21 protein-coding genes and 1 pseudogene are annotated in these 25,728 nt (G+C 41.5%); 11 read left to right on the top strand and 11 right to left on the bottom strand.

Annotated elements, in window-relative coordinates:
• Nucleotides 1-139: 139 nt before the first annotated feature.
• Nucleotides 140-3,049 (top strand): beta-glucosidase, encoded by a 2,910-nt coding sequence (locus tag BLR86_RS12890; RefSeq protein WP_090762008.1) that lies wholly within the window; start codon nucleotides 140-142, stop codon nucleotides 3,047-3,049.
• Between the two features lie 273 nt (nucleotides 3,050-3,322).
• Here BLR86_RS12890 and BLR86_RS12895 read toward each other — a convergent pair whose 3' ends face one another.
• On the bottom strand, nucleotides 3,323-3,814 hold the full coding sequence (locus BLR86_RS12895) for a hypothetical protein (RefSeq protein WP_090762010.1): 492 nt from the start codon (nucleotides 3,812-3,814) through the stop codon (nucleotides 3,323-3,325).
• A 186-nt stretch (nucleotides 3,815-4,000) separates the two neighbouring features.
• Here BLR86_RS12895 and BLR86_RS12900 point away from each other — a divergent pair, with 186 nt between their 5' ends.
• Nucleotides 4,001-4,720, top strand: a complete 720-nt coding sequence (locus BLR86_RS12900; protein ID WP_090762012.1) for a spore coat protein — start codon at nucleotides 4,001-4,003, stop codon at nucleotides 4,718-4,720.
• A gap of 51 nt (nucleotides 4,721-4,771) precedes the next feature.
• Here the strand turns inward: BLR86_RS12900 and BLR86_RS12905 are convergent, their stop codons facing one another.
• Nucleotides 4,772-5,143: a VOC family protein gene (locus BLR86_RS12905; protein ID WP_090762015.1), complete on the bottom strand. Its 372-nt coding sequence runs from the start codon at nucleotides 5,141-5,143 to the stop codon at nucleotides 4,772-4,774.
• A 365-nt stretch (nucleotides 5,144-5,508) separates the two neighbouring features.
• On the opposite strand from BLR86_RS12905, the gene BLR86_RS12910 reads away from it, so the two are divergent.
• From BLR86_RS12910 to BLR86_RS12945, 8 genes are all read left to right on the top strand, one after another.
• Nucleotides 5,509-6,663: a glycosyltransferase family 4 protein gene (locus tag BLR86_RS12910; protein ID WP_090762016.1), complete on the top strand. Its 1,155-nt coding sequence runs from the start codon at nucleotides 5,509-5,511 to the stop codon at nucleotides 6,661-6,663.
• 451 nt (nucleotides 6,664-7,114) lie between these two features.
• Nucleotides 7,115-8,179 (top strand): CDP-glucose 4,6-dehydratase, encoded by a 1,065-nt coding sequence (gene rfbG, locus BLR86_RS12915; RefSeq protein ID WP_090762018.1) that lies wholly within the window; start codon nucleotides 7,115-7,117, stop codon nucleotides 8,177-8,179.
• A 21-nt stretch (nucleotides 8,180-8,200) separates the two neighbouring features.
• Nucleotides 8,201-8,971, top strand: a complete 771-nt coding sequence (locus tag BLR86_RS12920) for a sugar phosphate nucleotidyltransferase (protein WP_090762020.1) — start codon at nucleotides 8,201-8,203, stop codon at nucleotides 8,969-8,971.
• The gene (locus tag BLR86_RS12925) at nucleotides 8,950-9,900 is read left to right on the top strand and encodes a putative nucleotide-diphospho-sugar transferase (protein ID WP_090762022.1); all 951 of its coding nucleotides are present in this window, start codon (nucleotides 8,950-8,952) and stop codon (nucleotides 9,898-9,900) included. Before BLR86_RS12920 ends, BLR86_RS12925 begins: the two co-directional genes overlap by 22 nt.
• Entirely contained in the window at nucleotides 9,897-11,000 is a 1,104-nt protein-coding gene (locus BLR86_RS12930; protein WP_090762024.1) for a glycosyltransferase family 61 protein, read from the top strand. The genes BLR86_RS12925 and BLR86_RS12930 overlap by 4 nt, the downstream gene beginning before the upstream one ends.
• 42 nt (nucleotides 11,001-11,042) lie before the next feature.
• Entirely contained in the window at nucleotides 11,043-11,936 is an 894-nt protein-coding gene (locus BLR86_RS12935; protein WP_254782322.1) for a putative nucleotide-diphospho-sugar transferase, read from the top strand.
• A 23-nt stretch (nucleotides 11,937-11,959) separates the two neighbouring features.
• Complete coding sequence (locus BLR86_RS12940) at nucleotides 11,960-12,883, top strand: phosphotransferase (RefSeq protein WP_175492882.1); 924 nt, start codon at nucleotides 11,960-11,962, stop codon at nucleotides 12,881-12,883.
• Nucleotides 12,884-12,888: 5 nt separating this feature from the next.
• Nucleotides 12,889-13,827, top strand: coding sequence for an NAD-dependent epimerase/dehydratase family protein (locus BLR86_RS12945; protein ID WP_090762030.1), 939 nt, complete (start codon nucleotides 12,889-12,891; stop codon nucleotides 13,825-13,827).
• 22 nt (nucleotides 13,828-13,849) lie between these two features.
• Here the strand turns inward: BLR86_RS12945 and BLR86_RS12950 are convergent, their stop codons facing one another.
• From BLR86_RS12950 to BLR86_RS12980, 7 genes and pseudogenes are all read right to left on the bottom strand, one after another.
• Nucleotides 13,850-15,037, bottom strand: a complete 1,188-nt coding sequence (locus tag BLR86_RS12950) for an amidohydrolase (protein WP_090762032.1) — start codon at nucleotides 15,035-15,037, stop codon at nucleotides 13,850-13,852.
• Between the two features lie 21 nt (nucleotides 15,038-15,058).
• Nucleotides 15,059-16,462 carry an MFS transporter gene (locus BLR86_RS12955; RefSeq protein ID WP_090762034.1) on the bottom strand — a complete coding sequence of 468 codons (1,404 nt, stop codon included), beginning with the start codon at nucleotides 16,460-16,462 and terminating at the stop codon, nucleotides 15,059-15,061.
• Nucleotides 16,463-16,704: 242 nt separating this feature from the next.
• Nucleotides 16,705-19,047, bottom strand: coding sequence for a helix-turn-helix domain-containing protein (locus tag BLR86_RS12960; RefSeq protein WP_090762036.1), 2,343 nt, complete (start codon nucleotides 19,045-19,047; stop codon nucleotides 16,705-16,707).
• Between the two features lie 204 nt (nucleotides 19,048-19,251).
• Nucleotides 19,252-19,866: pseudogene (locus BLR86_RS12965) on the bottom strand (Tellurium resistance); the annotation flags it as partial.
• 51 nt (nucleotides 19,867-19,917) lie between these two features.
• On the bottom strand, nucleotides 19,918-20,688 hold the full coding sequence (locus BLR86_RS12970) for a TerC family protein (protein WP_090762040.1): 771 nt from the start codon (nucleotides 20,686-20,688) through the stop codon (nucleotides 19,918-19,920).
• A 34-nt stretch (nucleotides 20,689-20,722) separates the two neighbouring features.
• A complete protein-coding gene (locus tag BLR86_RS12975) occupies nucleotides 20,723-21,301 on the bottom strand; it encodes a TerD family protein (protein ID WP_090762042.1) in 579 nt (192 codons plus the stop codon).
• 77 nt (nucleotides 21,302-21,378) lie between these two features.
• Nucleotides 21,379-21,957 carry a TerD family protein gene (locus BLR86_RS12980; RefSeq protein ID WP_090762044.1) on the bottom strand — a complete coding sequence of 193 codons (579 nt, stop codon included), beginning with the start codon at nucleotides 21,955-21,957 and terminating at the stop codon, nucleotides 21,379-21,381.
• A gap of 408 nt (nucleotides 21,958-22,365) precedes the next feature.
• Here BLR86_RS12980 and BLR86_RS12985 point away from each other — a divergent pair, with 408 nt between their 5' ends.
• Nucleotides 22,366-22,872, top strand: coding sequence for a DoxX family protein (locus BLR86_RS12985; RefSeq protein WP_090762047.1), 507 nt, complete (start codon nucleotides 22,366-22,368; stop codon nucleotides 22,870-22,872).
• Between the two features lie 89 nt (nucleotides 22,873-22,961).
• Here the strand turns inward: BLR86_RS12985 and BLR86_RS12990 are convergent, their stop codons facing one another.
• Both BLR86_RS12990 and glcD read right to left on the bottom strand, forming a co-directional pair.
• On the bottom strand, nucleotides 22,962-24,284 hold the full coding sequence (locus tag BLR86_RS12990) for a (Fe-S)-binding protein (protein ID WP_090762049.1): 1,323 nt from the start codon (nucleotides 24,282-24,284) through the stop codon (nucleotides 22,962-22,964).
• Complete coding sequence (glcD, locus tag BLR86_RS12995) at nucleotides 24,281-25,693, bottom strand: glycolate oxidase subunit GlcD (protein ID WP_090762051.1); 1,413 nt, start codon at nucleotides 25,691-25,693, stop codon at nucleotides 24,281-24,283. The genes BLR86_RS12990 and glcD overlap by 4 nt, the downstream gene beginning before the upstream one ends.
• Nucleotides 25,694-25,728: the final 35 nt, after the last annotated feature.

A 25,728-nucleotide genomic window follows, 5' to 3' on the forward strand; every position in this document is an offset into this window, starting at 1 on the left:
TGTTATTGTTCTGTAATTATGGGTTCATGCTAGCGTAATAGTTTTCCTCTATAGTAATAGACTTAATAGAAAGTAAGGGAGATGACAAAACGAATTATTTAAATACTGATAGAAAAATAGATTTTAAGGGAGAAATAAGATGATAAAACGCATTACTTTAATTTTTTTGACAGCAATGATCTTCATGTCTGCGTTAGTACTTCCAACTTATGCGATGAACGGTGGGATGGAAGGGACCAGACCCTGGATGAACACCCAGCTCTCTGCTGAGGAGCGCACCGAGCTACTTCTAGATGCGATGACGCTGGAACAGAAGATCCAGCAAATTGCCATCTCGCGCTTCAATGAGAATGACACTGGTGAAACGGTCATCATCAAAAGGGGCGGTAGTAGCAAGTATATGAACGGAGAATTCGCTCCCCAGGGTACCCTGCCCGGGTGTGAGTGGCAGGACACCGGCCGGCAGATCCGTGGGATCGAAGAACTGGGCATTCCCACAGTTCGCATGACCAACGGTGGTACGGGCGTGAAGGGCGGATCGTGTGGCAATGATCCGGAGGCGACGGGATTACCGTCCACCCTGGCCATGGCCGCGACCTTTGACCGAGGGCTGAACTATGAGGCCGGCAGGATTCTTGGCGAGGAGACACGGGCCTTCGCGCATCACGTGCTGCTCGGACCGGGCATGAACCTCGTGCGTCACCCGTACAATGGCCGGAACTATGAGTACTTCAGTGAAGACCCGTACCTGACGGGTACCCTTGCGACACAGCAAGTCAAGGGCATCCAGGACCAAGGGGTCCAGGCCCAACTCAAGCATCTAGCTGGCAACGAGCAGGAAACCGAGCGGTGGACGATGGGTGTCCAGGTTCCCTCAAAGGCCATGAATGAGCTGTACATGCTTCCATTCGAAATGACCGTCAAGGATGCTGATCCGGCCTCCGTGATGTGCTCGTTCCCGGATGTCAACGGTACTTTTGCCTGTGACAGCTCTGAACTGCTCCAAGATGCACTAAGGAACAAGTGGGGCTTTGATGGTTACGTCATGAGTGACCGTCGCGCGATTCACGACATGGTCTCTGCCATTAAGGCGGGTATGAATGTCGAGCTCGACTGGGCACCGCAGTACTACACCCAGGAGAAGATCCAGGAGGTCCTCGACTCGGGTAAGGTAACAATGGACGACATCGACAATCTACTTCGTCCGCGGTACGTCAAGATGATCGAGTATGGCCACATGGATGAGCCTTACGACAAGTTCCTCCCGGAAATCGTCGATCCGATTGCTAACGGTGCCAGCGCACTGAAGATGGCTGAGGAAGGGGCGGTGCTATTGAAGAACGATGACGGCTTCCTGCCACTGGATGGTGAGCCGAAGTCGATCGCACTGATCGGCGTAGAATGGTTTGCCGGTGAGGCCAAGATGTCCCCGCGCTCTGTTCGGGACAACAACGAGAACGTCGTGACCCCTTACACGGTCACACCACAGGAGGGCCTAGAGAATGTCATCAAGGAGCTGGGCTACGACACCAAAGTAACATACAACGATGGACGTGACCCTGAGGCTGCCGCTAAGCTGGCTGCTGAGTCCGACGTCGTGCTGCTGATGGTCGGCGACAACCCGCATGAGACCGCGGACCGCGACACCCTGGGATTCCCGGCCATTGACCTTAACACGAACCCGGACAAAGAGGACTTGGTGGAGCAAGAGCCGCTAATCGATGCGGTCTTGGGGGCCAATGCGGAGAACACCGCTGTGGTTCTGAAGACTTCCGGTACGGTGCTTATGCCGTGGCTGGATAAGGTACCTGCCGTGCTTGAGGCTTGGTTCCCAGGCATGGAGGATGGCAATGCCGTGGCCAACTTGCTCTATGGTAAGGTCAATCCTTCCGGTAAGCTGCCGATGACGTTCGGTGCCACCGAGCGTGAGGCCGCCTTTGCGACCGAGGAGCAGTACCCCGGAACCCGTCAAGACACCGGCAAACCAGGTGGCCCTGGTCCGTACGGTAACGGTTCCGACCAGCTAATTGCCAAGTACACCGAGGGCCTCGAGATGGGCTACCGCTGGTACGAAGCCAACGACGTGAAGCCGCTCTTCCCATTCGGGTACGGCCTGTCGTACACGACCTTCAAGTATGACGATCTCAAGGTGAAGGAGGTCCAAGACAAAGGCTCGTTGTCTGGTATTGACGTGTCCTTCACCATCACGAACACAGGCGACGTTGCCGGTGCCGAAGCGGCACAGGTCTACCTGACACTCCCGGACGAGGCGGGGCAGCCGACCAAGCGACTTGTCAACTTCCAGAAGGTTGACCTTGAGCCCGGTGAGAGCCAACAGGTGACGGTGAGGATTAACCAGGCTGATTCCAACCACCCGTTCTCTTATTTCATTCCGGAAGACCCGGACAACCTAGGGAACTGGGCTGATGGCGAGTGGGCTACCGTTGATGGAAAGTACAGCGTGCATGTCGGTGGTTCTTCGGCAGGCACTCCGCTGGAAAAGGACATCCCGTTGAACTTCAAACTCAACAAGGACAACGGCAATGGCAACATCGATGACAAAGGCAACATCGATGACAAAGGAAACATCGATGACAAAGGCAACATCGATGACAAAGACAACAACGATGGCAAAGGCAACAACGATGGCAAAGGCAACAACAATGGCAAAGGCAACAACAATGACAAAGGCAACAACAATGGCAAAGGCAACAACGATGGCAAAGGCAACAATAATGGCAAAGGCAACAACAATGACAAAGGCAACAACAATGACAAAGGCAACAAGAATGACAAAGGCAACAAGAATAACAAAGGCAACAACGATGGCAAAGGCAACAACAATGACAAAAGCAACAATAATGGCAAAGGCAACAACAATGACAAAAGCAACAATAATGGCAAAGGCAACAACAATGACAAAGGCATTAACAATGACAAAGGCAACAACAACGACAATGGCAACAAACAATGGCAACAACAATGGCAACAACAATGGCAAAAGCTATGGCAAAGGCTATGGCAAAAGCTATGGCCAGGGGAACTCTAATCGGTAGGCCACCCTTGGCCATGTGATGACGTCGGCGACCCGGTAAGAGTCGTCAGGCATCACGAAGGTGGTGAGCCCGCGGGCTTCGGCGTGATTCGCCGAGGCCGCGGGCTCACTGCTTTTCTCGACGCCTCCATAGACGCAGAGAAGGACGAATTAATTAGATACAGTTCCTGTAAAAAAGCTGAAATAGACACGAGTAACAGAATGTAAAAGAAGGGTGTCCCAAAAGTCTAACTTTTAGGGGCACCCTCTTTAATTTACTAAATATGACTAACACAAAACAATGATTTTATAGGGAGTAGTTTGGGCTGGAATGCTAAATGTGGCAGGACCATATACAACAAGTAGATTTCGGTTTGCAGGATTCAATGTGAAGGGTTGATCGTTTTGTAATAGTATCGGTGTATAACTAGAGAAATTCAATTGTAGCTGACCATCACTACTCACCAACTGGCTGTTAAAATAGTCAACCTTTACATTTTGATAATTGTTATCTTTTACGATTATGAGGGCTTGATATTGTGGCGGGTAAATAAGAATGACGGGTACATTGGCATCATAAAAACCAGTTACACGGTCTCCAACGGAAACCATAACACGGTCTAGAAAATAGGTTGTTGGGCTAATAACGAAATTTACGATTGAACCATCTTCACCTAATAAGGACATTAATTTAAAGCACCCTTTTAATTCTTCATCTGATCCTACTGAATAATCTTGAATCATGGTAACCGTACCAGAAAAAGAACCGTATTTCTTCATTTATTTACCTCCCCCTTTATGATGAATCATTAAAGATATTCAATCCTCCGGAAACTTTGAAAGCGCGGAGCGTACAATGTTTTAGATAAATACAGCTGGCCTTATAAATTTTATGATGCTGGTGCTTAGATAGTACTAAATGAAGGCCAGTTAAGATGATGATCTCATCATGAAAAGAGGTATGTTATGTATAACGATTATTCTAGGACAACTATGAATCAGCCGAATATTGTTTCGTTTGCACGTGGTGATGTAACGGGGGATCGAGTACCTGATCATGTCTATTTAACCGGAAGTAAGACACCAGCTAGTCCGTTTACTCAAAATATCACCCTGCACGTTCAAGATGGAAGAACAGGCAGCGTAAAAAGTGTTCCACTTCGTGAAAATGCTGGCTACAATCCTACGATATTCTTAGGGGATTTTACTGGCAATGGAGTAGATGATATTTTAATCAGTATTGCTACAGGTGGCAGTGGTGGAATCATGTACCATTATCTTTATTCCTTTGTGGAAAATACTGCACAATTACTATTTGATTTCAATTTATATAATGAGCAATACCAATATGAGGTTGCCTATCAAGACAATTACAAAGTGGAAGTTATCAGTAAAATCAATAATAAAAAGTACTTGATAGACATTTCAACAAGAGATGCTGAGTATTTAAATGAAATATATGAAGAAAACGGTAAACTGAAAAGTCCAATTACTGGTTTTGTAAATCCTCTAAGTGGCTTATATCCTGTAGATTTTGATTCCAATAAAGTGTATGAGCTATTGGCGTATCAAAAAATTGCTGGAAGATATAATGCAGATTCTTTAGGGTATGTTCTGAACACATTAGGATGGTTAGAAAATCGGTTTGTACTGCAAAATCAGTATGTTGCTATTTTCGGATATTAGGATAGCAAAAACAAGGCATGATTCAACGTCTGATTGAATCATGCCTTGTTTTTATTTCTCTTGAATTTCGCTCATTAACGCATGTGTATTGCCTTCGCCATCATTAAAAAACGCCATCCAGGTTTCAGTTTGTCCTATTTTTGCGATGAGATGGGGTTCATCGATAAAATTTACTTCCTTCGAGAGTAATTCCTCATAGCTTGCATGAATGTCTTCTACTTGAAAGTAAAGAATGGAGCTGGCATTTGCAAATTCATCACTTTCAGGAAGGCTAAGTAGAAGACGAGTTCCACTACTTTCAAAAAATGCTAAATTTCCAGCAGTAAATAAGTGTGGAAGACCTAGCTTATTCTTATAGAATTGTATCGCGCGTTCTAAATCTTTCACGGGTACCCCGATTTGACCAATTTTCTGAATTTCCATTGATAAATTCCCCCTTTTACATTCATTCTATCTATCATAAACGAAATTTTCCATTTTGAAGTAGAGAAATTCAAACATATGTGAAGTGACCGAAGTGCATTCAGAAAGGGCATTTGGATCAATGCAGGAGGACTGAAATTTCTAGCTATTTTTGACTGGATTTGGAGGCTATGTCAAAAAGCTAAGGTTTTATCCTCGACAAAAAACTTTCTTAAAAGCTATATATAGTTCGTTTTTCAAAAGGGTTCGGAAAGTTTCCCGGGAAATTCATCGAATTTTGTCATGATTGAGCACCTTGTCCACACCATTCTGTACTCATAAGAATAAACTAGAGTGATCGTCTGTTATGGAAAAGGGGTGGAGGTATGGGGAGAAGGATAAAGGTGGCGATGGTTTCACCAGGTACTTTCCCGATTGGTGGTAGAAGATCTAGTTCGATTGAGATGTTGATGGTGAAACTGGCGGAGCTTTTCCAAGCAGAGGCAGATGTAACGCTGTTTGGTAAGCTGTTTAGTAATCAGCCGGCCTTCGAGGAGAGGGGTTCGATTACTTTCTATCGTTATCTGTCCTCGAAGAGCAATCCATATATAAATCAAACAATTGAGTGCCTGCAGGAGGTAAAGCCGGATATTATCCATATTGAAAATCGCCCGCGATTGGCAAGAGTGGTCCGTTTAGCGATGCCGAAGACTAAGATTGTATTAGTGCTTCAGTCTACTTTGTTTATGTCACGACCGCATATTGGCAAAGAGGAATTGATGATATGCCTAGAGGCGGCTGATGCGATAATCGTCAATAGTCATTTTTTAAAGAATCATATGGTAAAAGAAACTTTATGTTCTTCGTCAAAGATTACGGTTAACCATTTAGGGGTGGATGTTGATCAATTTCAGCCTAAATGGCACCAGGAATCAAAAGCAAATGTGGCGCGGTTGAGAAAAGAATGGGGTGTAACCGATAGAAAAGTTCTCCTTTTTGTTGGCCGGCTGATTGAAAAAAAAGGCGTACACCATATTTTCAAGGCGATGCCGGCACTCATTAAAGCGGATCCGTCGATTATGCTTATTATTGCCGGCAGTTCCCTTGCACCTACCTCTGAGACTAGAGCATATGAATCGCGGTTGCAGGAGCTCGCAGAGAAGGTGAATGGTCATGTGATTTTTAATCCTTTTATTACTCACGATGAGATTCACACATGGTTTCAAATGGCGGATTTGCTGCTAGTTCCTTCGGTCGCTGAACCGTTCGGACTTGTGAATGTCGAGGCGATGGCAGTAGGCACTCCTGTAATTGCGACAAATTCAGGTGGCATTCCAGAAATCATTGAACACGGGAAAACGGGCATCCTTATTCATCCAGAACGGGTGGTAGATGAACTGACTTGGCAGATTGTTAAACTTCTATCTAATCCTGGGCAAGTCATAAAGATGGGCCTGGATAGTGCACTACATGTCAGAGCTAATTTTACCTGGGAGGTTACGGCACAAAGGCAGTTAGCGTTATATCGAAGATTACTATAGTCATCCGGGGTATGAAGGACAAACCCCAGCATAAAACCGGAAGAAATGTCCTTCATCCGGGGTATGAAGGACAAACCCTAACAAAAAACCGAAACAAATGTCCTTCATCCGGGGTATGAAGGACAAACCCCAGCACAAAACCGAAACAAATGTCCTTCATCCGGGGTATGAAGGACAAACCCCAGCATAAAACCGAAACAAATGTCCTTCATCCAGCGTATGAAGGACAAACCCCAGCACAAAACCGAAGCAAATGTCCTTCATCCAGCGTATGAAGGACAACCCCAGCACAAAACCGAAGCAAATGTCCTTCATCCAGCTTATTTGATACCCACTTCGTCAAGAAAAATAAGGTATACCGGTCATTTGTCCAAACTCTTTTTTCAATGAATCATAGTATGTTTAAGGATTCAACGGGGATTGTCCAAAAAGAAGAGAGAGGAATTAGAAGATGGTAAATACGGATTTTTGGAGAAATAAAAATGTTTTTGTGACTGGTCATACTGGCTTTAAGGGATCCTGGCTGTGCTTATGGCTGCATTCGTTAGGTGCAAACATAACCGGATATAGTTTAAAGCCGCCGACTACTCCCAGTCTATTTGAGTTATGTCAGTTGGAGCAGCACATCCCCACACACTATGCCGATATTCGCGACCAAGATACACTTCAAAAAGCGTTGCTGGCAGCGAAGCCAGAGATTGTGATTCATATGGCGGCACAGCCGCTGGTACGAGCTTCTTACCTCAATCCGGTGGAAACGTACGAAACCAATGTAATGGGTACTGTTCATCTATTGGAGGCAGTAAGAATGGCCGTCAAAAAGGGGATCACCATCAAAGCGGTAGTAAATGTTACGACAGACAAATGCTATAGCAATAAAGAGTGGCCATGGGGATATCGGGAAACCGATGTACTTGGCGGCTATGACCCGTATTCCAATAGCAAAGCCTGTTCAGAACTTGTCACCGATGCCTATCGAAATTCTTTTTTTCAAAATGGTGTTGGTCTTGCTAGCGCGCGAGCTGGAAATGTGATTGGCGGCGGGGATTGGGCTCCGGATCGTTTGCTGCCGGATTGCTTTCGGACGCTAAGCTCGGGCGGAAAAGTGAAAATCCGCAACCCGCACGCGATTCGGCCATGGCAGCATGTTTTGGATCCTTTGAGCGGGTATCTGATATTAGCGGAGAACTTATACGCACATGGAACACGATTTGCCGAAGGATGGAATTTCGGTCCGGATGATGGCGATGGAAAAACAGTGGATTGGATTGTGAAACAAATTTGCTCTAAATGGGGAAACAATGCTTCCTATGAAATGGATAGCGGTCAACATCCACATGAGGCGCATTATTTACGGCTGGATTGTTCGAAGGCGAAATCCTTATTAGGCTGGTTTCCGAAATGGAATGTGGAGCAAGCGATTAATAAAAGTGTGGAATGGACAAAGGAATACTTAGCACAAGGGGACGTAAAGACAATCTGCTTACAGCAAATCGAGGAGTATTCAAAAAGCTAACAAACCGAAGGGGGGAAAACCATGAAAGTCGTTATACTTTGCGGAGGAAAAGGCACGAGAATGAGTGAAATCACCAATGACCTTCCGAAACCACTGGCGGTAATAGGGGACAAGCCGATTCTTTGGCATATCATGAAAATTTATCAGAATTATGGATTCAATGAGTTTGTTTTATTACTTGGGTACAAGGGTGAGAAAATCAAGGAATATTTTATGGACTATGAATGGAAGAACAATAGTTTTACGATGGATTCCTCTACTGGAGAAATTAATATCTTAGGTCAAAAAGAGAAATGGAAGATTACTTTTCTTGAAACCGGTGTTAATACGATGACGGGTGGAAGAATCAAAATGGCCCAGAAATTAATTGGGGATGAAAGCTTCCTTTTAACGTATGGTGATGGCCTATCGGATGTAAATTTACACGAGTTGGTCAAATTCCACAAGACAAAGGGAACTATAGCAACGGTGACAGGCACCAAGAGGAAAAGTCAATTTGGTACGCTATCCGTTCAAAAGGGGCTGGCGGAATCCTTTGAAGAGAAAACGCAGACAGAAGGAATTATTAATGGGGGATATTTTGTGTTAACTCCAGAGGTATTCCACTATTTAAAGGATGAACCCCATTGCACTTTTGAAGAAGAACCGTTGAAAAAATTAACCGAAGACCGTCAGTTGTCTGTCTATTTGCATGATGGATTTTGGACAGCCATTGATACGTATAAAAATGTGTTAGACGTCAATCAGATGTGGGAGCAAGGGAACATTGCATGGAATCCGAAGCTAAAATGAGGTACTACTTTTGCACGATTTTATCCAAAACGAGGCTTTATCAAGGTCTAGCCTTACTTACCTCGCTAAAAAAGGTGATGGGTGACGATTTTTACCTCTTTATTCATTGCATTGATGAAGAAACGTTTACACTTTTGAAAAAAATGAAATGGAAAAATTCAAAGCTGATCCCGGAAAAAAAATTACCAAACCGGATTGTCTCGCTAAAGAATGAACGAAAGGTTCATGAGTATTGTTGGACATTAAAGCCGGTAATCTGTGACTATGTGCTCCGGAAGTATCCAGCCGTCAACATGATTACTTATTTGGACTCGGATTTGTATTTTCTGGGGGACCCAAGACAAGTTTTTAAAAAGCATCCAGACTGTTCGGTACTGCTCTCTATTGAGGAAAAATATAGTCCTAGAGCCAACCAAGCCATTCAACAGAGAAGTAAGATAACGGGTATATACAATTCTGGATTTATCTCTTTTAAACAGGATGAAATTGGCCGCAATGCTGTTGGCTGGTGGAAGGAAAAATGCTTGGAAGACTGCAGGATTGATCCAGCAGAAGGCCTTTTTGGGGATCAAAAATATTTAGACGAGCTCCCAGGTTTGTTTCCTGCGATTTGCGACATCACGACATTTGGCATCAATATTGGCCCCTGGAATGAGTTGAAGTATCAGTTTTCACAAGCAGATGGAACCATTAAAATCGATGATCATTGGCTCATTTTTTATCATTTTAGTGGTTTACGAGTAACAGCCAAAGGCAATATTCAATCGGTTAATCGAGTGAGTAAGAGACGAATATTCCTCTATCAACTTTATGGTGAAGCGGTTGACGAGGCAATTGAGCTAGTGGAAAAAATAGATCCCACCTTTACTGGATTTGTAGAGCAGCGGGATTTGAATAGATATTGGAATGAAGGTGGTGAACGTAAATGAAAATAGATCCCCCTAGAGGTTACTACGGTCGGACAGTCGATTTTATCTCCAATTTCGATGATAAGACCGGCACTGCTATGTATAAAAGAATTCCGATCCAGCGGACCGTGATGAAGAACGAGCCAAAGGGAGTCGAAGCCATTAACTGGCAGTATCATCCCCAAATTCCTAGGCAATTTGTGGCATGTATTCCTTGGGGACGTGTCTGGGGAAGGAACGGAAGTGTCATCACACCTGATAATAAGCTGCTGTGGGATGTTTCGTTTGAGTATAATCTAACTCCTACAAAGCATCACATTTTTAATCTAAAAGAACTTTCCCCGATTACCTATACCATTGAAACCTTAGCTGTGATCACCTTTCAAGTTAGCTTCAATTACTTCCATTGGATGTTTGATGTTTTGCCACGGTTGGAATTACTGCGTAAAAGTGGAATAGCCTACGATCGAATTGTCATCAATCGCGGTATCCATTATAAAGAGGAGTATTGTCAATTTCAGGATGAAAGCTTGCAATTGCTTGGGATTGCAAAAGACATGCTGATTGAATGTCAACCGGATACGCATATTTTAGCCAAGCAAGTAATTGTTTCTTCTATGGCAGGCTACACCGCCCATGTACCGAAAAATGTCTGTCAGTTTCTAAGAAATGAATTTTTAGCAAAGGTTCAGATTCGAAAAAAAAGTCACGAGAAACGAATTTATATCAGTCGCGAGGATGCACCACATCGGAAGGTAGTGAATGAAAAAGAGGTATTTTCTGTTTTAGAAAAATACGGATTTAAGATGGTTACATTATCTACCTTGTCATTTATTGAAAAAATTGAGCTATTTAACACTGCAGAAGTCATCGTCTCTCCGCATGGGGCTGGGCTTACGAACCTTATCTTTTGTAACCCAGGAACCAAGGTAGTGGAGTTGTTTACACCCACCTATTTAATGCCATGCTTTCATATCATAAGCAATCACATGGAACTTGATTATTATGGATTAATTGGGGAAGAGGTACCACCGGAGACAGACCGCAGCACTCATAAAGATCCGATTGTCATTGATATCGATAAGCTGATCAAAACCATTAAATTAGCAGAATTAGAGTAGAAATTGAGGTGATTTAGGTTGGAAAGTGTCTACTGCACGATCATGACGAAGAGTAGATTGTATCAGTTTCTTGCGCTTATTGTCTCTCTTACTAAAGTTAGAGCGGGAAAATTTCGTTTTCATGTTCTCTGTGTCGATAAAGAAACGTACGATCTGCTGGAAAAAATGAATTGGGATTCGGTCATTGTTTCACGGGATGAAGAACTGGGTGAGGATATTGTAGCTCTTAAAAAGGAACGGAGAATCCATGAATACTGCTGGTCATTGAAAGCACTATGGTTGGAAACGGTTCTTAAAAAATATGCAAAATCCTCGCGGGTAACGTTTATGGATTCAGATTTATACTTTTGGGAAGACCCTGAATTGATTTTTAAAGCGCAGCCAGATTGCTCTGTTTTATTATCACGGGAAGAAAAATACAGGCCAGAATGGGGACAGAAATTTATCAAAAGATTAACAAGGTTAACGGGAGAATACAATTCAGGCTTTATCAGCTTTAAGCATGATGAGATGGGGCTGGCATGTTTAGCCTGGTGGAGAGAAAAGACCTTGGAGGCTTGTAATATCGACCCGCGCAAAGGAATTTTTGGTGATCAAAAATATTTAAATGAGATGCCGCAATTATTTGCCAACATCTGTGATATTACAACAGCTGGCGTAAATGTTGGGATCTGGAATTATCAAAAATATACGTTTACAGAAAAAGATGGTCATGTATGGATCGACCAAAGTCCGCTTATCTTTTATCATTTTAGCGGTGTTAGAGTCATTAATCGTGATAATCGTGCAGAAGTTATCCATGAAACACACGAAAATACCCCGATGGTGTTTACGATTTATCAAGATATAATCACTAAGCTTGTGAAGATGGTTAAGCAATTGGAGCCTAGCTTTGATGGATTTGCAACACAGGAGGATTTAAATAAGTATTGGTAGGTCGAAAGAAGGGAGGAACTGCCGTGAAAGACCTTAGACGACTTTGCAAGGAATTTGAAATTGGCCATTTGGTTGAGGTGGAGGACATTCTTAGTGGGGGTTATATTAATGTGAATCTAAAGATACGTACCAACAAGGGCAAATATGTTGTGCGAATCTTCCTTGTGAATATGGAACTAAAGCGGTTGCAGCATGCTTATGGGATTATTTCAATGCTTTCGAAGGAAGGTTTACCAGCGTTGCTCCCTGTCTTGAATCGTGATGGTCATCCTTACGCAAGGTATAAGGATTATTTGGTTCAAGTTACTCCGTTTATAGAGGCGGCTCCTTTTCAATGGATCCCGCTTCAAGCCTATCATAGTGGAAAAATGCTTCGCAAGATCCATCAAAACCTAATAAGTGTCAAAGAAAGTCTGAAGTCTACTGGAGGGTATCAGTATTATCAGCTTGATCCTTTATCGCTTATGCATGAGTTAAAGGAAAATGGGCATACAGAAGCGAGTCATGAGAATAGTGAATTTGAAGAATTTTATGCGTTGATGAATCAGCATGCCATAGATACAAGTAATCTTCCAAAGACGATTATTCATGGTGATTGGAATCCGTGGAATCAACTGTATAACCAGAATGGCGAGGTTCAATGTTTTATGGATTTTGATACCTTACAGCGGGGAGAACGAATATTTGACGTTGCCTATGCCCTTTACTTCTTTTTAATCCAACAGCATAACGAAGAGTTGGGAAAGGAATTTCTGAAGGGGTATGGCGGTTTAACCAAGCAAGAAATCAATGTTCTGCCAGTGCTTATCGCGAAAATAGGTTTGTACTTTGGCATCCTTGTTGATCAAGGAGATTTTCAGTTTGCTAGAAATAAAGCTCAAATGGAATGGGTAATTTCTAAGCAGGGTAGGAGTACTGTTCAGGGATTCTGCATTAGAGAGGCTTGATAGACATGCATGGCTGGAACAATAAAAACGTATTAGTGACAGGCTGTACAGGTTTTGTCGGAAGACATATGGTACAGGAATTGCTTCGATTAGGGGCAAATGTAACGGGGTTGGTTAGAAAACCTCCGTCGTTCCAAGGAATGAATAATGTTTATGGCAGCTTGGGGGATTTCGATGTGATTAAACAAGCCTTGGTTGACAATCGGATTGATACTGTTTTTCATATGGCAGCCCTGGCAGTTGTCGGGGAAGCTCATCTAAATCCTATGGCTGCCTTTGAAACCAATATCCGTGGAACTTGGAATGTGTTGGAGGCTTGTCGGCAAGCTTCTGTTAAAAGCGTGATCGTCACTTCGAGCGAAAAAGTGTACGGTGATTTGGCCATTCCCCCCTATGTCGAATCCATGCCCTTACTTGGCAGACATCCCTATAATGTTTCAAAAAGCTGTGCTGATCTGCTTGCAACTAGCTATTTTCATACGTATCAGCTGCCGGTATGTATTGTTCGCTGCGGGAATTTATTTGGGGGCGGTGATTTGAATTTTACTAGACTCATCCCACAAACGATACAATCTGTTTTAAAAAGTAAACCGCCAGTGCTTCACAGTGAAGGCAGCTCTGTCAGGGACTTTTTTTATATAGAGGATGCGGTTATGGCACATTTGCTGGCAGCAGAAAAAATCGAGCGGTTTGCTGGTGAAGCCTTTCATTTCAGTTATGAAACCCCGCTTACCATTTTGGAAGTGGTGGAGCGAATCTTGAAAAACATGAACAGTGATTTACAGCCGATGATTCTAAAACAAATGAGCAACGAAAGCAATCAATACCTATCTGCGAAAAAGGCCAGAGATCTGTTGGGTTGGAAACCGGTGTATGACTTTGAATCGGGTTTGAGGAGAACGATTGAATGGTACCGAAATAACAAGGACCATGTTATCCACTAACATGGTCCTTGTCGTTTCTTCTTTAGTCCATATTGTAATATCCACAAACGACCGTTCCGACTGCTTTTGCTGCGACTAAAAGGGCATCTTCATCAATATCAAATTTAGGATGGTGGTTGAAGTATGGTTTTTCAACCCCTTTTGGTGTACAGCAAATGTAGAAGAAGCATGCTGGGATTTTTTTCGCATAATGGGCAAAGTCCTCTGATGGAGACATTGGAGGAAATTCTTGAACCTCCGCAATGTCTTTATCGTTTGCCTTTTTTAAGTAAGAAGCTACCATTTCCGTCACTTCAGGATCATTATAAACTGGCGGATAGTCAGGTGTATAGGTTACCTCGCACTTAACATTGAATTCTTCTTCAATTCCTTTTGCGATGCGGCGAATTTCTCGCTCAATCGTTTCCTGCGTTTCGTCCGTCATTGCGCGAACGTCGCCCTCGATTTCAATGCTATCTTTAATGACATTAAAGGTTCCCTTTCCATCAAATGAACCAATGGTGACGACACCCATAGCAAATGGATTTAACCGGCGGCTCACCACGGTTTGAACCGCGGTGACAAAGTGTGCCCCTGCAACGATAGAGTCATTCGCCAAATGTGGGGAGGAACCATGTCCGCCGACACCTTGGACTTTTACCTTAAAGTAGGCACGGCCTGGGAATACATAACCACTGTTATATCCAACTAAACCAGATGGTCCAAGTGGTAATAGGTGAATACCGAAAATATTGTCTAAATCATCTAATAAACCAGATTCAATCATGCCGATTGCTCCACCTGGCGGAACTTCCTCAGCGGGTTGATGGACAATTTTGATCGTACCAGGGATTTCAGCTTTTAATTGAATTAAACAGTCTGCAAGAACGAGCAGGTAAGCTGTATGACCATCATGTCCACAGGCATGCATGACACCAGGATTTTTTGATTTGAACGGTACATCTGTTTCTTCTTCAATGGGAAGTGCGTCAAAGTCCGCTCTGAGGCCAATTATTTTTCCTGGTTTCCCGCCTTTAATGGTGACAATAATGCCATGACCTCCGCCTACTTTTGTATCAACCTGTACATCCTTGCCTTTATAAAAATCCTCAATATATTTGCTTGTTTTTTCTTCTTTAAAAGAAAGTTCAGGATTTTCATGAAGATGACGGCGTATCTGAATGATTTCATCTTTACGGTCTTCAAGCATTTGCATTAATTTATTTTTCATTGTCATGACCTCCAAATAAGATTATGCGACATTATCTCCACTTGCTTCATGATCTTCTATCCCTGCATTTTTAGGAACCATAAAGATAATTGAAAGAAGTGCTAATACCCCAAAGATAACATTGGTAACAATCCCCCAAGTTGCCCCAATTTCTAGGCTATTTGCTGACATGATGCCATAAATAGTAGCTGAAATCGCCACCCCAAATGCACTGCCTAGTGAACTTGCCATTTTATAAATACCAGCCGCTTCACCCACTTTATTGGATGGAGCGTTTGATACAGAAGTATCAGTAGATGGCGTGGCATAAATCCCTAGTCCCAGACCGAATAAGGCGTATCCAATAAATACAACAATGGTATAGGGTAAATCGGGTAGGAAAGTTAAGCCCATGATCGCGACACCGATTGTCGTAATAATGGTTCCCCATATCATAGGCTTTTTAGCACCAATTCTTTGTAAAATCTTCTCTCCGACACGAATCATCGCTAAAACCGCCACTAAGTAACCAAGTGATAGCATACCTGATTGGAAGGCACTAAATCCTCGACCTACTTGTACATACGTATTGGCAACAACCATTGTACCTGCAATCGCATTGAGCAAGAAGTTTGAAAATGTTGCACCTGCATATGGCTTATTTTTAAATAAAGAGAAATCGATCAGTACCACTTTTTTACTTTTTTCTACTTTAATAAAGATAATGGCCCCAACAACCGTCACTGCGGCCAAAATAATGGAACGTGGGCTTGTCCAGCCTAAATCAGATCCGTAGTTGATTAAAACGTTTAATGCGAGCATGACAATAATAAAGATACCTAACCCGAGAAAATCGAATTTGAATTTCCCTGAAGTTTCTGCTTTGCTCTCTGGAGTATCTTTAATTAAAAACAAACCAAGAATGGCAAAAACAATCGAGAAAATGAAGATCCATCTCCAACCTAAGTAGGTAGCAATTAAACCACCTGCAAATGAACAGACACCAGATCCACCCCAAGAACCGATAGACCAGTAACTAAGTGCTCGTTGACGATCTGCCCCTTCATAATACGTTTTTACTAAAGCAATCGTTGCAGGCATAATACATGCTGCCGAGAAACCTTGAATAATACGGCCAATAATAAGGAGAGTTGCTCCATTCGCTAAAACTAAACAGAGAGAACCAATGATACTTAAAATGAGCCCAATATTGGTAATTTTCTTTCGACCTATTTTGTCAGCTAAACCACCCATTGCTACAATAAAAATACCTGAGAATAATGCGGTTAAACTGATACCTATGTTTAATGTCCCAAGTGAAATTCCTAAATCTTTTTGGACTGCAGGGACTACATTGACTAAAGATTGAGCAAATAGCCAGAACGTGATAACACCAAAGACAATCCCTGTGATTAATTTATTCGTTCCTTTATAACTGGTTTCCATGTTTCCTACCTCCTGAGTAGAACGTATCGGTTATTTTATAATTCCAAATAAAAGTAGATAATAGACCGTGAAAAAATTGGAAACTACCGGTGTTTTCCTTTTCGTTCATTATTATAAAAAAAAGCCCCTTTAAATAGGAGGCTTTTCTTGTTGTATTTTATTCATTCCTACATGAAATTCTCAACGCTTGGTAATAGGAGATAAAAATTCACCGCATTTTTTTTACCCTAGTGGGGTTAGAATTAGAAGAATACTTTTCGTATTTCAAAAAAGTGAATGGCATTTACAGTTAGGTAAGAATAAAATGACCATTCCCCGTCGATTTTTTCATCAAAGACTTCAAGTGATGGGTGACTTGATTGTGTAATATAGTCAATAATTTCTCGGTCGATCCCAAACTCACTGTTATTTTCCCACCACAGCTTATATAACGCACCATGATCTTTATCAAAAATAAATTTTCGAATTTGATAGGTCCCACTAGGAATACCGTTAATAGTCACTCTCATTTCTTTCATTAATTTTTGAAGAAACGTATCTTCAATTGATAAAAAAGGATTGATAATCGTTGAGTTCATTAGTACAAGCTGATAACCTATTTCGTTCTCTGTCATAATAAACAATGGTCCTCTAGCTATTATGTTCCCCTGTAGTCTGTTGAAAAATGACATCGCGAAATAAACCGGGCGTTTGCCGTTAAAATAATGAAACATTTCCAAACCTTCTAATGGAATACTATTCATATCTAAACTCTTTTCATGGGTTTCCGTGTTTATCCAGAAACCGAGTGTTTCAATCGCATCTGAAATACTAATCGCATCATTTAAAACTAAAGCCCCGCGAAAAAAAGTACCATTTGTATATCGCGTATTACCCGAAATCGTATTCCAAGTAATTAAATGAAGTGGTTTCTCTATGGAATAATGTTTTAAATATCGTTTTACTTTCTCCGTCTTTTCTTTAATAAAAGTTTTTGCTAATTCAAAGTTCGTGTCATCAAGTTCTTTATAATCAATAACTTCATGTATATTTGCCTGAAATGCAATAAAATCAATATATTCACTTTGCTGCAGTATCCAATTATCATTACTGTTTATAGTAGATTTTTTAAATGAGAAGGGTAAATGTACTCCTATTTTAAGGTTAGGGGTCATTGATTTTAGTAATCCGTGTATTTTTAAATAAAAAATTTCTAGTTCCTTCTTATTTGGATATATATCTAAAGCGTCAGTAATCATAATGCACCAAGATTCTACATACCTACATCCAAACATTGTTATACAGTGTTTAAAGAATCTTTGAAGTTTTTCCAAATATGCCTCTTGCTCTGAAGCAATCCGATTATACCTAACATGAACATATAAAGATAAATGATTGGATTTTAAAAATTCAATCGCTTCATCTGAATTATAATAAGGTGACGTAGTTGGAATTAATTCATCCGTTTCTACGTCAGGAGCAATTGTTCTACCTGTCAGAAGTTTATGTATCCCAATATATTTTATTTGCAAACCATCTTTAGCTAATAATACTTGATTTCGTACACTTTCTTTTTGCAGTTCTCTAAGTTCACCAATCATCAATAAATTGTCTGGATGAAATAATTTCCGTTTACTAGGAGATTGGATATCAATCGTTATCGATTCAAAATTTGTTTCACTATCGCTAATCGTTTTTGTATCTTCCCCTTGTGCTATTAAAAGTCTTAGTTTTATTAAGATTTCAGGGGAACTTAGAAGTGTTTCTTTATCTTCAATATGATAATCTTGGACTAAACGAACATGCTCTTTCGCATTTTTTTCACGATAGGAAAAGGGGTTTTCCCCATAGACTTCTTTAAACAAATTTGTAAATGCTTTTGCGTTAGGGAACCCATGTTTCAATGCGATATAAGAAATGGAATCTTTTGTATATAATAAATCCTTTAAGCTGTGTTTTAAGCGAATATTCATTATATATCGGGTAAAACCAATACCTAATTGCTTTTTAAAATAACGTGAAAAGTAACTAAATGATAAATAAAACTTATTTGCTACTTCTTCTAACGTAAGCGGCTCATCATAATGTTGTTCAATGAAAGCAATAATTCCTTTTAATCGATCATCTTCCACATTTACATCGACATCTATTGTTTCATCCGCTTTAAATCGTCTAATTAAGATCAGTAAGATTTTAGAAATCCTTTCACTCATCTCTAGTTTATAGCCTTCTTCTTGACGAAAATGGATGACCATCACTTCAGCGAGCAGCTTTCGTAATTCTGTAATCGTCTTTTCTTTCCCTCTGTCAATTTCTGGAGAAAATAAATTGAATTTATGGAAGCGATATTCAGGATAAAAGTGGGATAGATAAGAATCAGGAATACCCATTTTCAGTACCGTGTTTTTTTGGATACCGCGAATTTCATATGGTTGGTTACGGTTAATCACAAATAAATGATCTTCACTTAGCTGGTGCATGGATGTATCTGTTTCAACAACAAGTGTACCGTCTAATACTAGGAGAATTTCGATGCCGGAGTATATGGTAGGGGATGAATACTTAATATTTTGGATGTGTAGCTGAATATCGCTAATAAATGACATGTTTTTCCCTCCTAAACATAGTTTAGCTATCTAAACTAGCATTTAATACTTTAACATAAAACAAATCATGCAAAAAGCGTAAAAGTAAGGGGAAAACAACTTCATAACGAGTAGCAAAAAGACGATTCGCTCCCCCGCGAATCGTCTTTTTCCACGTGCTTTATTTTCGGGACTTATTGGACAGGCCCTTTCTACGTGCAAAACTTATTTTCTTCCTGTCGTCCATCTCATGCCCCAGCGATAGGCTTGATCCATCTTTTCATGACCATCATAATATTCAACCAATCTTTTTACGTTAAATGTTTTATCCTGAACATTTTCAATCATGGCGATGGCACACATCGTTTTACCATTGCGGTGCTCATCCATTTTTACGACAATATCTTGCCCATCCTTGTATTTTAAAGTTACGACGCCATCCACTTCATTCCAATTGGCAGCTCCCTCATAAATGAACGTGTACACTAGAATGCGTTTAATCTCAGATAGCTTATTTCCATTTATTCTAACGTTTTCTCCGCCAACAGAAGCGCCAGTTCGATCGTCGTGATCGAGTTGAATATAAGGCTCATATTTTAAGTTGCCAAAAGCATTTCCTAAAGCTTGAACACAACCTTTTTGGCCATTTTTCAATTCATAGAGACAGCCTAAATCAAGGTCTGCCGCTTGGGAGCCGCCGCCAAAGAGAGCGGAGAAAAATCCACCGGAAGCTTTAGGCTTTTGATTCCAATTTAGGTTTACTAGGATCTCGCCAAATGTAGCGGTTGAATCCTTGGATAAATTAATAGACTCGCCTTTTTTTGTTAACTGAATCATTTTTCCCTCTCCTTTTTATAAAAGTAGAAACATTCCTGGTCCTTCTTTTTTGCCTTATTTTTTCGTCGCAGCTACTTCACCTTCTGCTGATTTTTGTTTATTAAAGTGGTGAACAACGAATGTTCCTAGGAATGCTAAAATTAACAGACCAAAGAAAACAAGGTGATGCAAATGGAATCCAAAAACACTTGCAAACATTTTAGCAGCAATAATCGCAATTAAGACAAAAGCTGTCGTTTCTAATTCAGGTACCTTATCAATTAAGACTAAGAAAAACTTTGCAACCGTACGCATCATTAAAATTCCTAGCATACCGCCAATTAATAAAATCCATACTTGTTCGGATACGGCAAAGGCAGCCAAAATACTATCAGCGGAGAAAGCCAAATCCATTATTTCAACTGAAATGACAGTTGCCCAGAACATTCCAAATGTTCGAACTAGCCATCCTTGTTTTTTCATTTCTTCTGCGTCCTCATCCTTTTCACCCAGCCAGAAATGCTTGATAACAATCCAAGCTAAATAAGCTGCACCGAGGACTTTGATCCACCAAAACTTAATGAGAAGCATTCCAAGACCAATGAAGATAAAACGGAAGAAATAAGCTCCAATAAGTCCGTAGGTTAATGCCTTTTTACGCTGCTTTTCAGGAAGATGTTTTACCATTACAGCTAGAACTAATGCATTATCAGCAGAAAGTAATCCTTCTAAGATGACAAGTGAACCGATGTAACCCCAAGAAACGGGGTCGGACAAAACTACAACCCACATCTCCCAATCAAAAAATGAAGCGTACGTTGCAAGTACCTGATTAATAATGTCCATTATGAAATTCTCCTTCTATAAACCTAGAAAATTATTATACTTGTAGACCATAGTTTCTACACAAAGCAGCGAGTCCGCCAGAGAAACCACTACCAATGGCATTAAACTTCCAGTCGTTTCCATGACGATAAAGTTCACAAACCACTACAGCTGTTTCCACAGAGAAATCCTCTCCAAGATCAAATCGAAGCAGCTCGATGTTGGTTGATTCATCAACCAGTCTAACAAATGCATTTGAAACCTGTCCGAAATTCTGATAACGCTGATCCGCATCATGAATGGTAACGGTAATCCCAATTTTATTTACATAAGAAGGAATCTTTGAAAAATCGATGACCAATTGCTCATCATCTCCATCGCCTTCACCGGTACGATTGTCTCCCGTATGTGTAACAGAACCACTTGGATGTTGAAGATTATTATAAAAAACAAAGTCAGAATCGTTCATACACCGGTTATTAGCATCAACAAGGAATGCAGATGCATCCAGGTCAAAGTCAGATCCACCATTATATTTATTTGTATCCCAACCTAATCCAATAATAGCTCTAACCAAACCTGGATTTGTTTTTGTCAGGTCAATACGTTGACCTTTTGATAATTGAATTCCCATTATAGTAGTCTCCTTCTTATAAGATTTGTTAACGACATAGAAGACAAGAAGGAAATTTCCCACTTGTCTTCATTTTTTTAAACTTGTAATCCAAAGTCTGTAGCAATACGGGCTAGCCCACCTTGATAACCTGACCCTACTGCTGAGAATTTCCATTCACCATTGTGGCGGTATAATTCACCTACAATGATCGCTGTTTCCACTGAGAAGTCTTCACCAAGATCATAACGAATCACTTCTTGGTTCGTGTCTTCGTTTACAATGCGACAGAAAGCATTTGAAACTTGTCCAAAGTTTTGTCCGCGTCCTTCCGCATCATGAATCGTAATAACAAAGGAAATTTTTTGAACGTTTGCAGGAACATTGGCTAAGTTTACTTTAACTTGCTCATCGTCGCCTTCGCCTTCACCAGTACGGTTATCACCAGTATGGACGACAGAACCATTTCCACCTTCAAGTTGGTTGTAAAAAATGAAGTCGCGGTCTGAAGCGCATTTTCCAGTTGAATCTAAAAGAAAAACGCTTGCGTCTAAATCGAAATCTGCTCCTCCATCGTACCTATTTGTGTCCCAGCCAAGACCTACTACCACTCTTGTTAGACCTGGGTTTGTTTTTGTTAAATCAACCTTTTGACCTTTAGATAATGATAAAGCCATGTTAATAACCCCTTTCATTGTGTTAATTCTCTCATTGTAACCATTTATCACATTTTGAAGCCATTTTTGAAAAATTCCCAACTAAATAGGTAGAGATTCCTGATATTTTAAGACGAATTATGTATTTATTGGGTGGAATGTGTGAAAAAAATGGGTATTATCGAGAGCTACTTTCATTTTACGAAAATTAAGACAAAAAGGACAGACCACAAACACATTGATTTTCGACCATTTTCGACATAATTTTTAATAAAATCCTCTTTATGTGCAAATTTGGGTGTGTTCATATTTCCGTCAAAACAATTTTAACATATTGTGAACATTTTCACATTTGTAATGTTCGAAATGGTAAAAACAAGTATAGTGTAAGTATAGAGAACAAGTTAAATTTGAAAGGCGGAATGTTTTATGTTTAATCATTTTTTAAGAGAAAATAAAATCTCTGCAGCTATTTTAACAATTATTCGTTTATATCTTGGCTACGCATGGTTCACAGCAGGACTAGGAAAATTACAGAGCGGTGCTTTCGACGCTTCTGGCTTCTTAAAAGGAGCAATCGCTAATCCAGTAAAAGGACCAGATGGCAACATGGTTTACAGCTGGTATGTAAACTTCTTAGAAAGCTTTGCATTACCAAACATTGATGTTTTCAACTTCATCGTTCCTTGGGGCGAAACACTAATCGGTTTAGGCCTTATGCTTGGATGTTTAACAACAGCAGCAATGTTCTTTGGATTAGTAATGAACTTTAGCTTCTTCTTAGCAGGAACGGTATCTCATAACCCGACTGACATTTTCTTAGGCTTCATTATCTTAACAGCTGGATACAACGCAGGTCGTATTGGTCTTGACCGCTGGGTGGTTCCATTCATCAATAGAAAAGTTGGTAAAAATAAGGCGAAAGCAAGTGCATAACAAATAGTAAGGTGATTCGTCCCCCTCGAATCGCAGATATATAGTACAAAAAGACGATTCGCTCCCCCTCGAATCGTCTTTTTTCTATACTATTCCACTGCTTCCGCTAACAAATCTACGATATGAACCGCACGCATTTTATCAGTCAAGCCTTCGCGCTCGATGCCGAGCTGCATTTGCAGCAGACAGCCAGGGTTAGCTGTTACGATCGTCGTTGCGTGGGTTGCTTTTGCCTGAGCCATTTTATAGTCGAGCATGACCATCGACATTTCTGATTCGACGATATTGTAGATTCCGGCAGAACCGCAGCAGCGGTCTGCTTCTTTCATTTCTTGATAGTGCACACCCTGAATAGATTGTAGCAGTGTTCTAGGTGCAGATGCGGTTTTCATCACATTTCGTAAATGGCAGGAATCCTGATAGGTAACCACCGTTGCCGGCAGCTCTAATTTCACTTTTTTGTGAAAAGAAACCGCAACGAGGATTTCAGAAATATCCTTAATTTTTGCCTTAAAAGCTGCTGCGCGTTCGCACCAAACCGGGTCATCCTTCAAAAGGTGGTCGTAATCCACAAGGAAAGCGCCGCAGCCGCCGGCATTGGTAATAATAAAGTCTGCACCCAAATCTTCGAAGGCCGCTATATTTCTCTTGGCAAGCTCCTTTGCAGCGTCCTTTTCACCGCTGTGTCCGTGCAAGGCACCACAGCAGGTTTGCTCTTTAGGAATCACGATCTCGCAGCCTGCTACTTGCAGCAATTTCATCGTGGCATCGTTTGTTTTCAGGAACATTGTATCCATTAAACAGCCGCTGAAAAAAGCAACCTTATGAACTTTCTCCGCTAAAGACGGCAGGTGCTCTGGTCTATTTTTCATTTCCTTCATGGTTGGTACTTTTGGGAGCACCTTTTCCATCGTCGCTAAATTATCAGGTAAAAGACCTAAATAGCCCACTTTGCGAGCAAGAGTTTGAATTCCAGAACGCTGATAAAGGCCAAGCAGACCTACCATTGTACGCATCCTGTTTTGATGTGGAAATAACCCTTCAAAAACTGTTTTTCGAATCGCTCTTACGGGCAGCGAGTGTTTTTTGTTTTGATTGATAATATCTCTTGCTTCTTCTAACAAGTGACCGTAATTGACACCTGAGGGACAGACGGGTTCACATGCCCGGCAGCCAAGGCAGAGTTCGAGTGATCGTTCAAAATCCTCATCGGGTTCGACGATTCCGTCGACGACCGCTTTCATCATCGCAATTCTGCCGCGAGGCGAATGGGATTCTTTATACCCTGATTCAATATAGGTTGGGCAGGTGGGCAGACAAAAACCGCAGCGCATACAGTTTAACAGTTCATCCTCGTTCATCCGCTCTTTAAATTGTTCCTGAATCTTTTCTTGTTCGAGTAGGGTTGTCATCTTGTCATCACCACGCGTTTCTTGCTGTCTTTGGCAAAGACTTTTCCAGGATTCATGATGTTATTCGGATCAAATGCCTGTTTAATTCCCATCATGGCCGCGATTCCTTCTTTTTTCAGCTTCCACTCAAGATATGGTGCCTTCATGGCGCCGACTCCGTGTTCCCCGGTAATCGTTCCGCCTAATTCAATCGCCTTTTCAAAAATTTCCGCAAAGGCTTTTTCGACTCGCTCCATTTCTTCATGGTCGCGTGCATCCGTCGCACAGGTTGGATGGAGATTGCCATCTCCAGCATGGCCAAAAGTACAAATCGTCAACTGATATTTTTCAGTAATTTCATTGATGGCTTTTACCATATTGGCAATTTCTGAACGTGGAACGGTTGCGTCCTCAAGGATAGTTGTTGGCTTTAACCGGGCAATCGCTGAAAGGGCTGCACGTCTAGCGGTTCTTAGCGCCATTGCTTCCTCTTCGGTTGCGGCAATTTGAATCGATACTGCCTGCTCCTGCTTGCACACTTCTGCGATTTTTTTCATATCGCGATCGACTACTTCTGGAGGCCCATCCTGCTCAATTAACAGCACCGCTTGAACATCGGTTGGAAGTCCGATTTGTGCATAATCCTCGACTACCTTTAAGGTAGCCTGATCCAAGAATTCCAGTGTTGTCGGAATAATTTTATTGGCAATAATCTTTGAAACAGAACGAGCCGCAGCCGACAAATCTTGATAAAGGGCTAGCATCGTTTTCCGGGTTTCCGGCATCGGAACCAGTTTCAGGGTCGCTTCGGTAATCACGCAAAGCGTTCCTTCAGATCCTACAAATAGACGTGTCAAGTCATACCCGGCAACATCCTTTGCAAGCTTTCCGCCGGTTCTAATGATATCGCCATTGGCCAGTACTGCTTCAAGTCCAATCACATAATCTCGCGTTACGCCATATTTGAGGCCGCGCAGGCCGCCTGAATTCTCATTGATATTGCCGCCAATCGTCGAGATTGTCATCGAACTTGGATCTGGTGGATAGAACAGACCTTTTTCCTCGATGGCATGAATCAAATCCAGTGTGATGACACCTGGCTGGACAGTAATCGTTAGGTTTTCTTCATCAATTTCAAGGATTTTGTTCATATGTTTAAAAAGAAGGACGACACCGCCCTCGGTCGGGCATGTTCCTGCACAAAGGTTAGTCCCAGAGCCGCGCGGAACAATCGGAACTTTATATTCATTGCAAAGCTTTAAAATTTCAGAAACTTCCTCTGCATTTCGCGGGCTGACAATCGCGTCCGGCATCGATTGGAAGTTAGGTGTGGCATCATAGGAATAGACTAAACGTTCTATTTTAGAATCATCGAAGTTTTCTTTGGTGACGATAGAAATTAATTTTTCTTTTACATCATTCGAGAGCATGTGATTTCCCCCTGTTTTCGTACTATTTTCATGCT

The organism is Bacillus sp. OK048 (assembly GCF_900103525.1).
Lineage (GTDB): Bacteria > Bacillota > Bacilli > Bacillales > Cytobacillaceae > Neobacillus.

What these genes read in the sequence shown, in the direction of transcription:
- BLR86_RS12890 (WP_090762008.1), top strand. Translation starts at nt 140, where the DNA reads ATGATAAAACGCATTACTTTAATTTTTTTGACAGCAATGATCTTCATG.
- BLR86_RS12895 (WP_090762010.1), bottom strand. Translation starts at nt 3,814, where the DNA reads ATGAAGAAATACGGTTCTTTTTCTGGTACGGTTACCATGATTCAAGAT.
- BLR86_RS12900 (WP_090762012.1), top strand. Translation starts at nt 4,001, where the DNA reads ATGTATAACGATTATTCTAGGACAACTATGAATCAGCCGAATATTGTT.
- BLR86_RS12905 (WP_090762015.1), bottom strand. Translation starts at nt 5,143, where the DNA reads ATGGAAATTCAGAAAATTGGTCAAATCGGGGTACCCGTGAAAGATTTA.
- BLR86_RS12910 (WP_090762016.1), top strand. Translation starts at nt 5,509, where the DNA reads ATGGGGAGAAGGATAAAGGTGGCGATGGTTTCACCAGGTACTTTCCCG.
- rfbG (WP_090762018.1), top strand. Translation starts at nt 7,115, where the DNA reads ATGGTAAATACGGATTTTTGGAGAAATAAAAATGTTTTTGTGACTGGT.
- BLR86_RS12920 (WP_090762020.1), top strand. Translation starts at nt 8,201, where the DNA reads ATGAAAGTCGTTATACTTTGCGGAGGAAAAGGCACGAGAATGAGTGAA.
- BLR86_RS12925 (WP_090762022.1), top strand. Translation starts at nt 8,950, where the DNA reads ATGGAATCCGAAGCTAAAATGAGGTACTACTTTTGCACGATTTTATCC.
- BLR86_RS12930 (WP_090762024.1), top strand. Translation starts at nt 9,897, where the DNA reads ATGAAAATAGATCCCCCTAGAGGTTACTACGGTCGGACAGTCGATTTT.
- BLR86_RS12935 (WP_254782322.1), top strand. Translation starts at nt 11,043, where the DNA reads ATGACGAAGAGTAGATTGTATCAGTTTCTTGCGCTTATTGTCTCTCTT.
- BLR86_RS12945 (WP_090762030.1), top strand. Translation starts at nt 12,889, where the DNA reads ATGCATGGCTGGAACAATAAAAACGTATTAGTGACAGGCTGTACAGGT.
- BLR86_RS12950 (WP_090762032.1), bottom strand. Translation starts at nt 15,037, where the DNA reads ATGAAAAATAAATTAATGCAAATGCTTGAAGACCGTAAAGATGAAATC.
- BLR86_RS12955 (WP_090762034.1), bottom strand. Translation starts at nt 16,462, where the DNA reads ATGGAAACCAGTTATAAAGGAACGAATAAATTAATCACAGGGATTGTC.
- BLR86_RS12960 (WP_090762036.1), bottom strand. Translation starts at nt 19,047, where the DNA reads ATGTCATTTATTAGCGATATTCAGCTACACATCCAAAATATTAAGTAT.
- BLR86_RS12970 (WP_090762040.1), bottom strand. Translation starts at nt 20,688, where the DNA reads ATGGACATTATTAATCAGGTACTTGCAACGTACGCTTCATTTTTTGAT.
- BLR86_RS12975 (WP_090762042.1), bottom strand. Translation starts at nt 21,301, where the DNA reads ATGGGAATTCAATTATCAAAAGGTCAACGTATTGACCTGACAAAAACA.
- BLR86_RS12980 (WP_090762044.1), bottom strand. Translation starts at nt 21,957, where the DNA reads ATGGCTTTATCATTATCTAAAGGTCAAAAGGTTGATTTAACAAAAACA.
- BLR86_RS12985 (WP_090762047.1), top strand. Translation starts at nt 22,366, where the DNA reads ATGTTTAATCATTTTTTAAGAGAAAATAAAATCTCTGCAGCTATTTTA.
- BLR86_RS12990 (WP_090762049.1), bottom strand. Translation starts at nt 24,284, where the DNA reads ATGACAACCCTACTCGAACAAGAAAAGATTCAGGAACAATTTAAAGAG.
- glcD (WP_090762051.1), bottom strand. Translation starts at nt 25,693, where the DNA reads ATGCTCTCGAATGATGTAAAAGAAAAATTAATTTCTATCGTCACCAAA.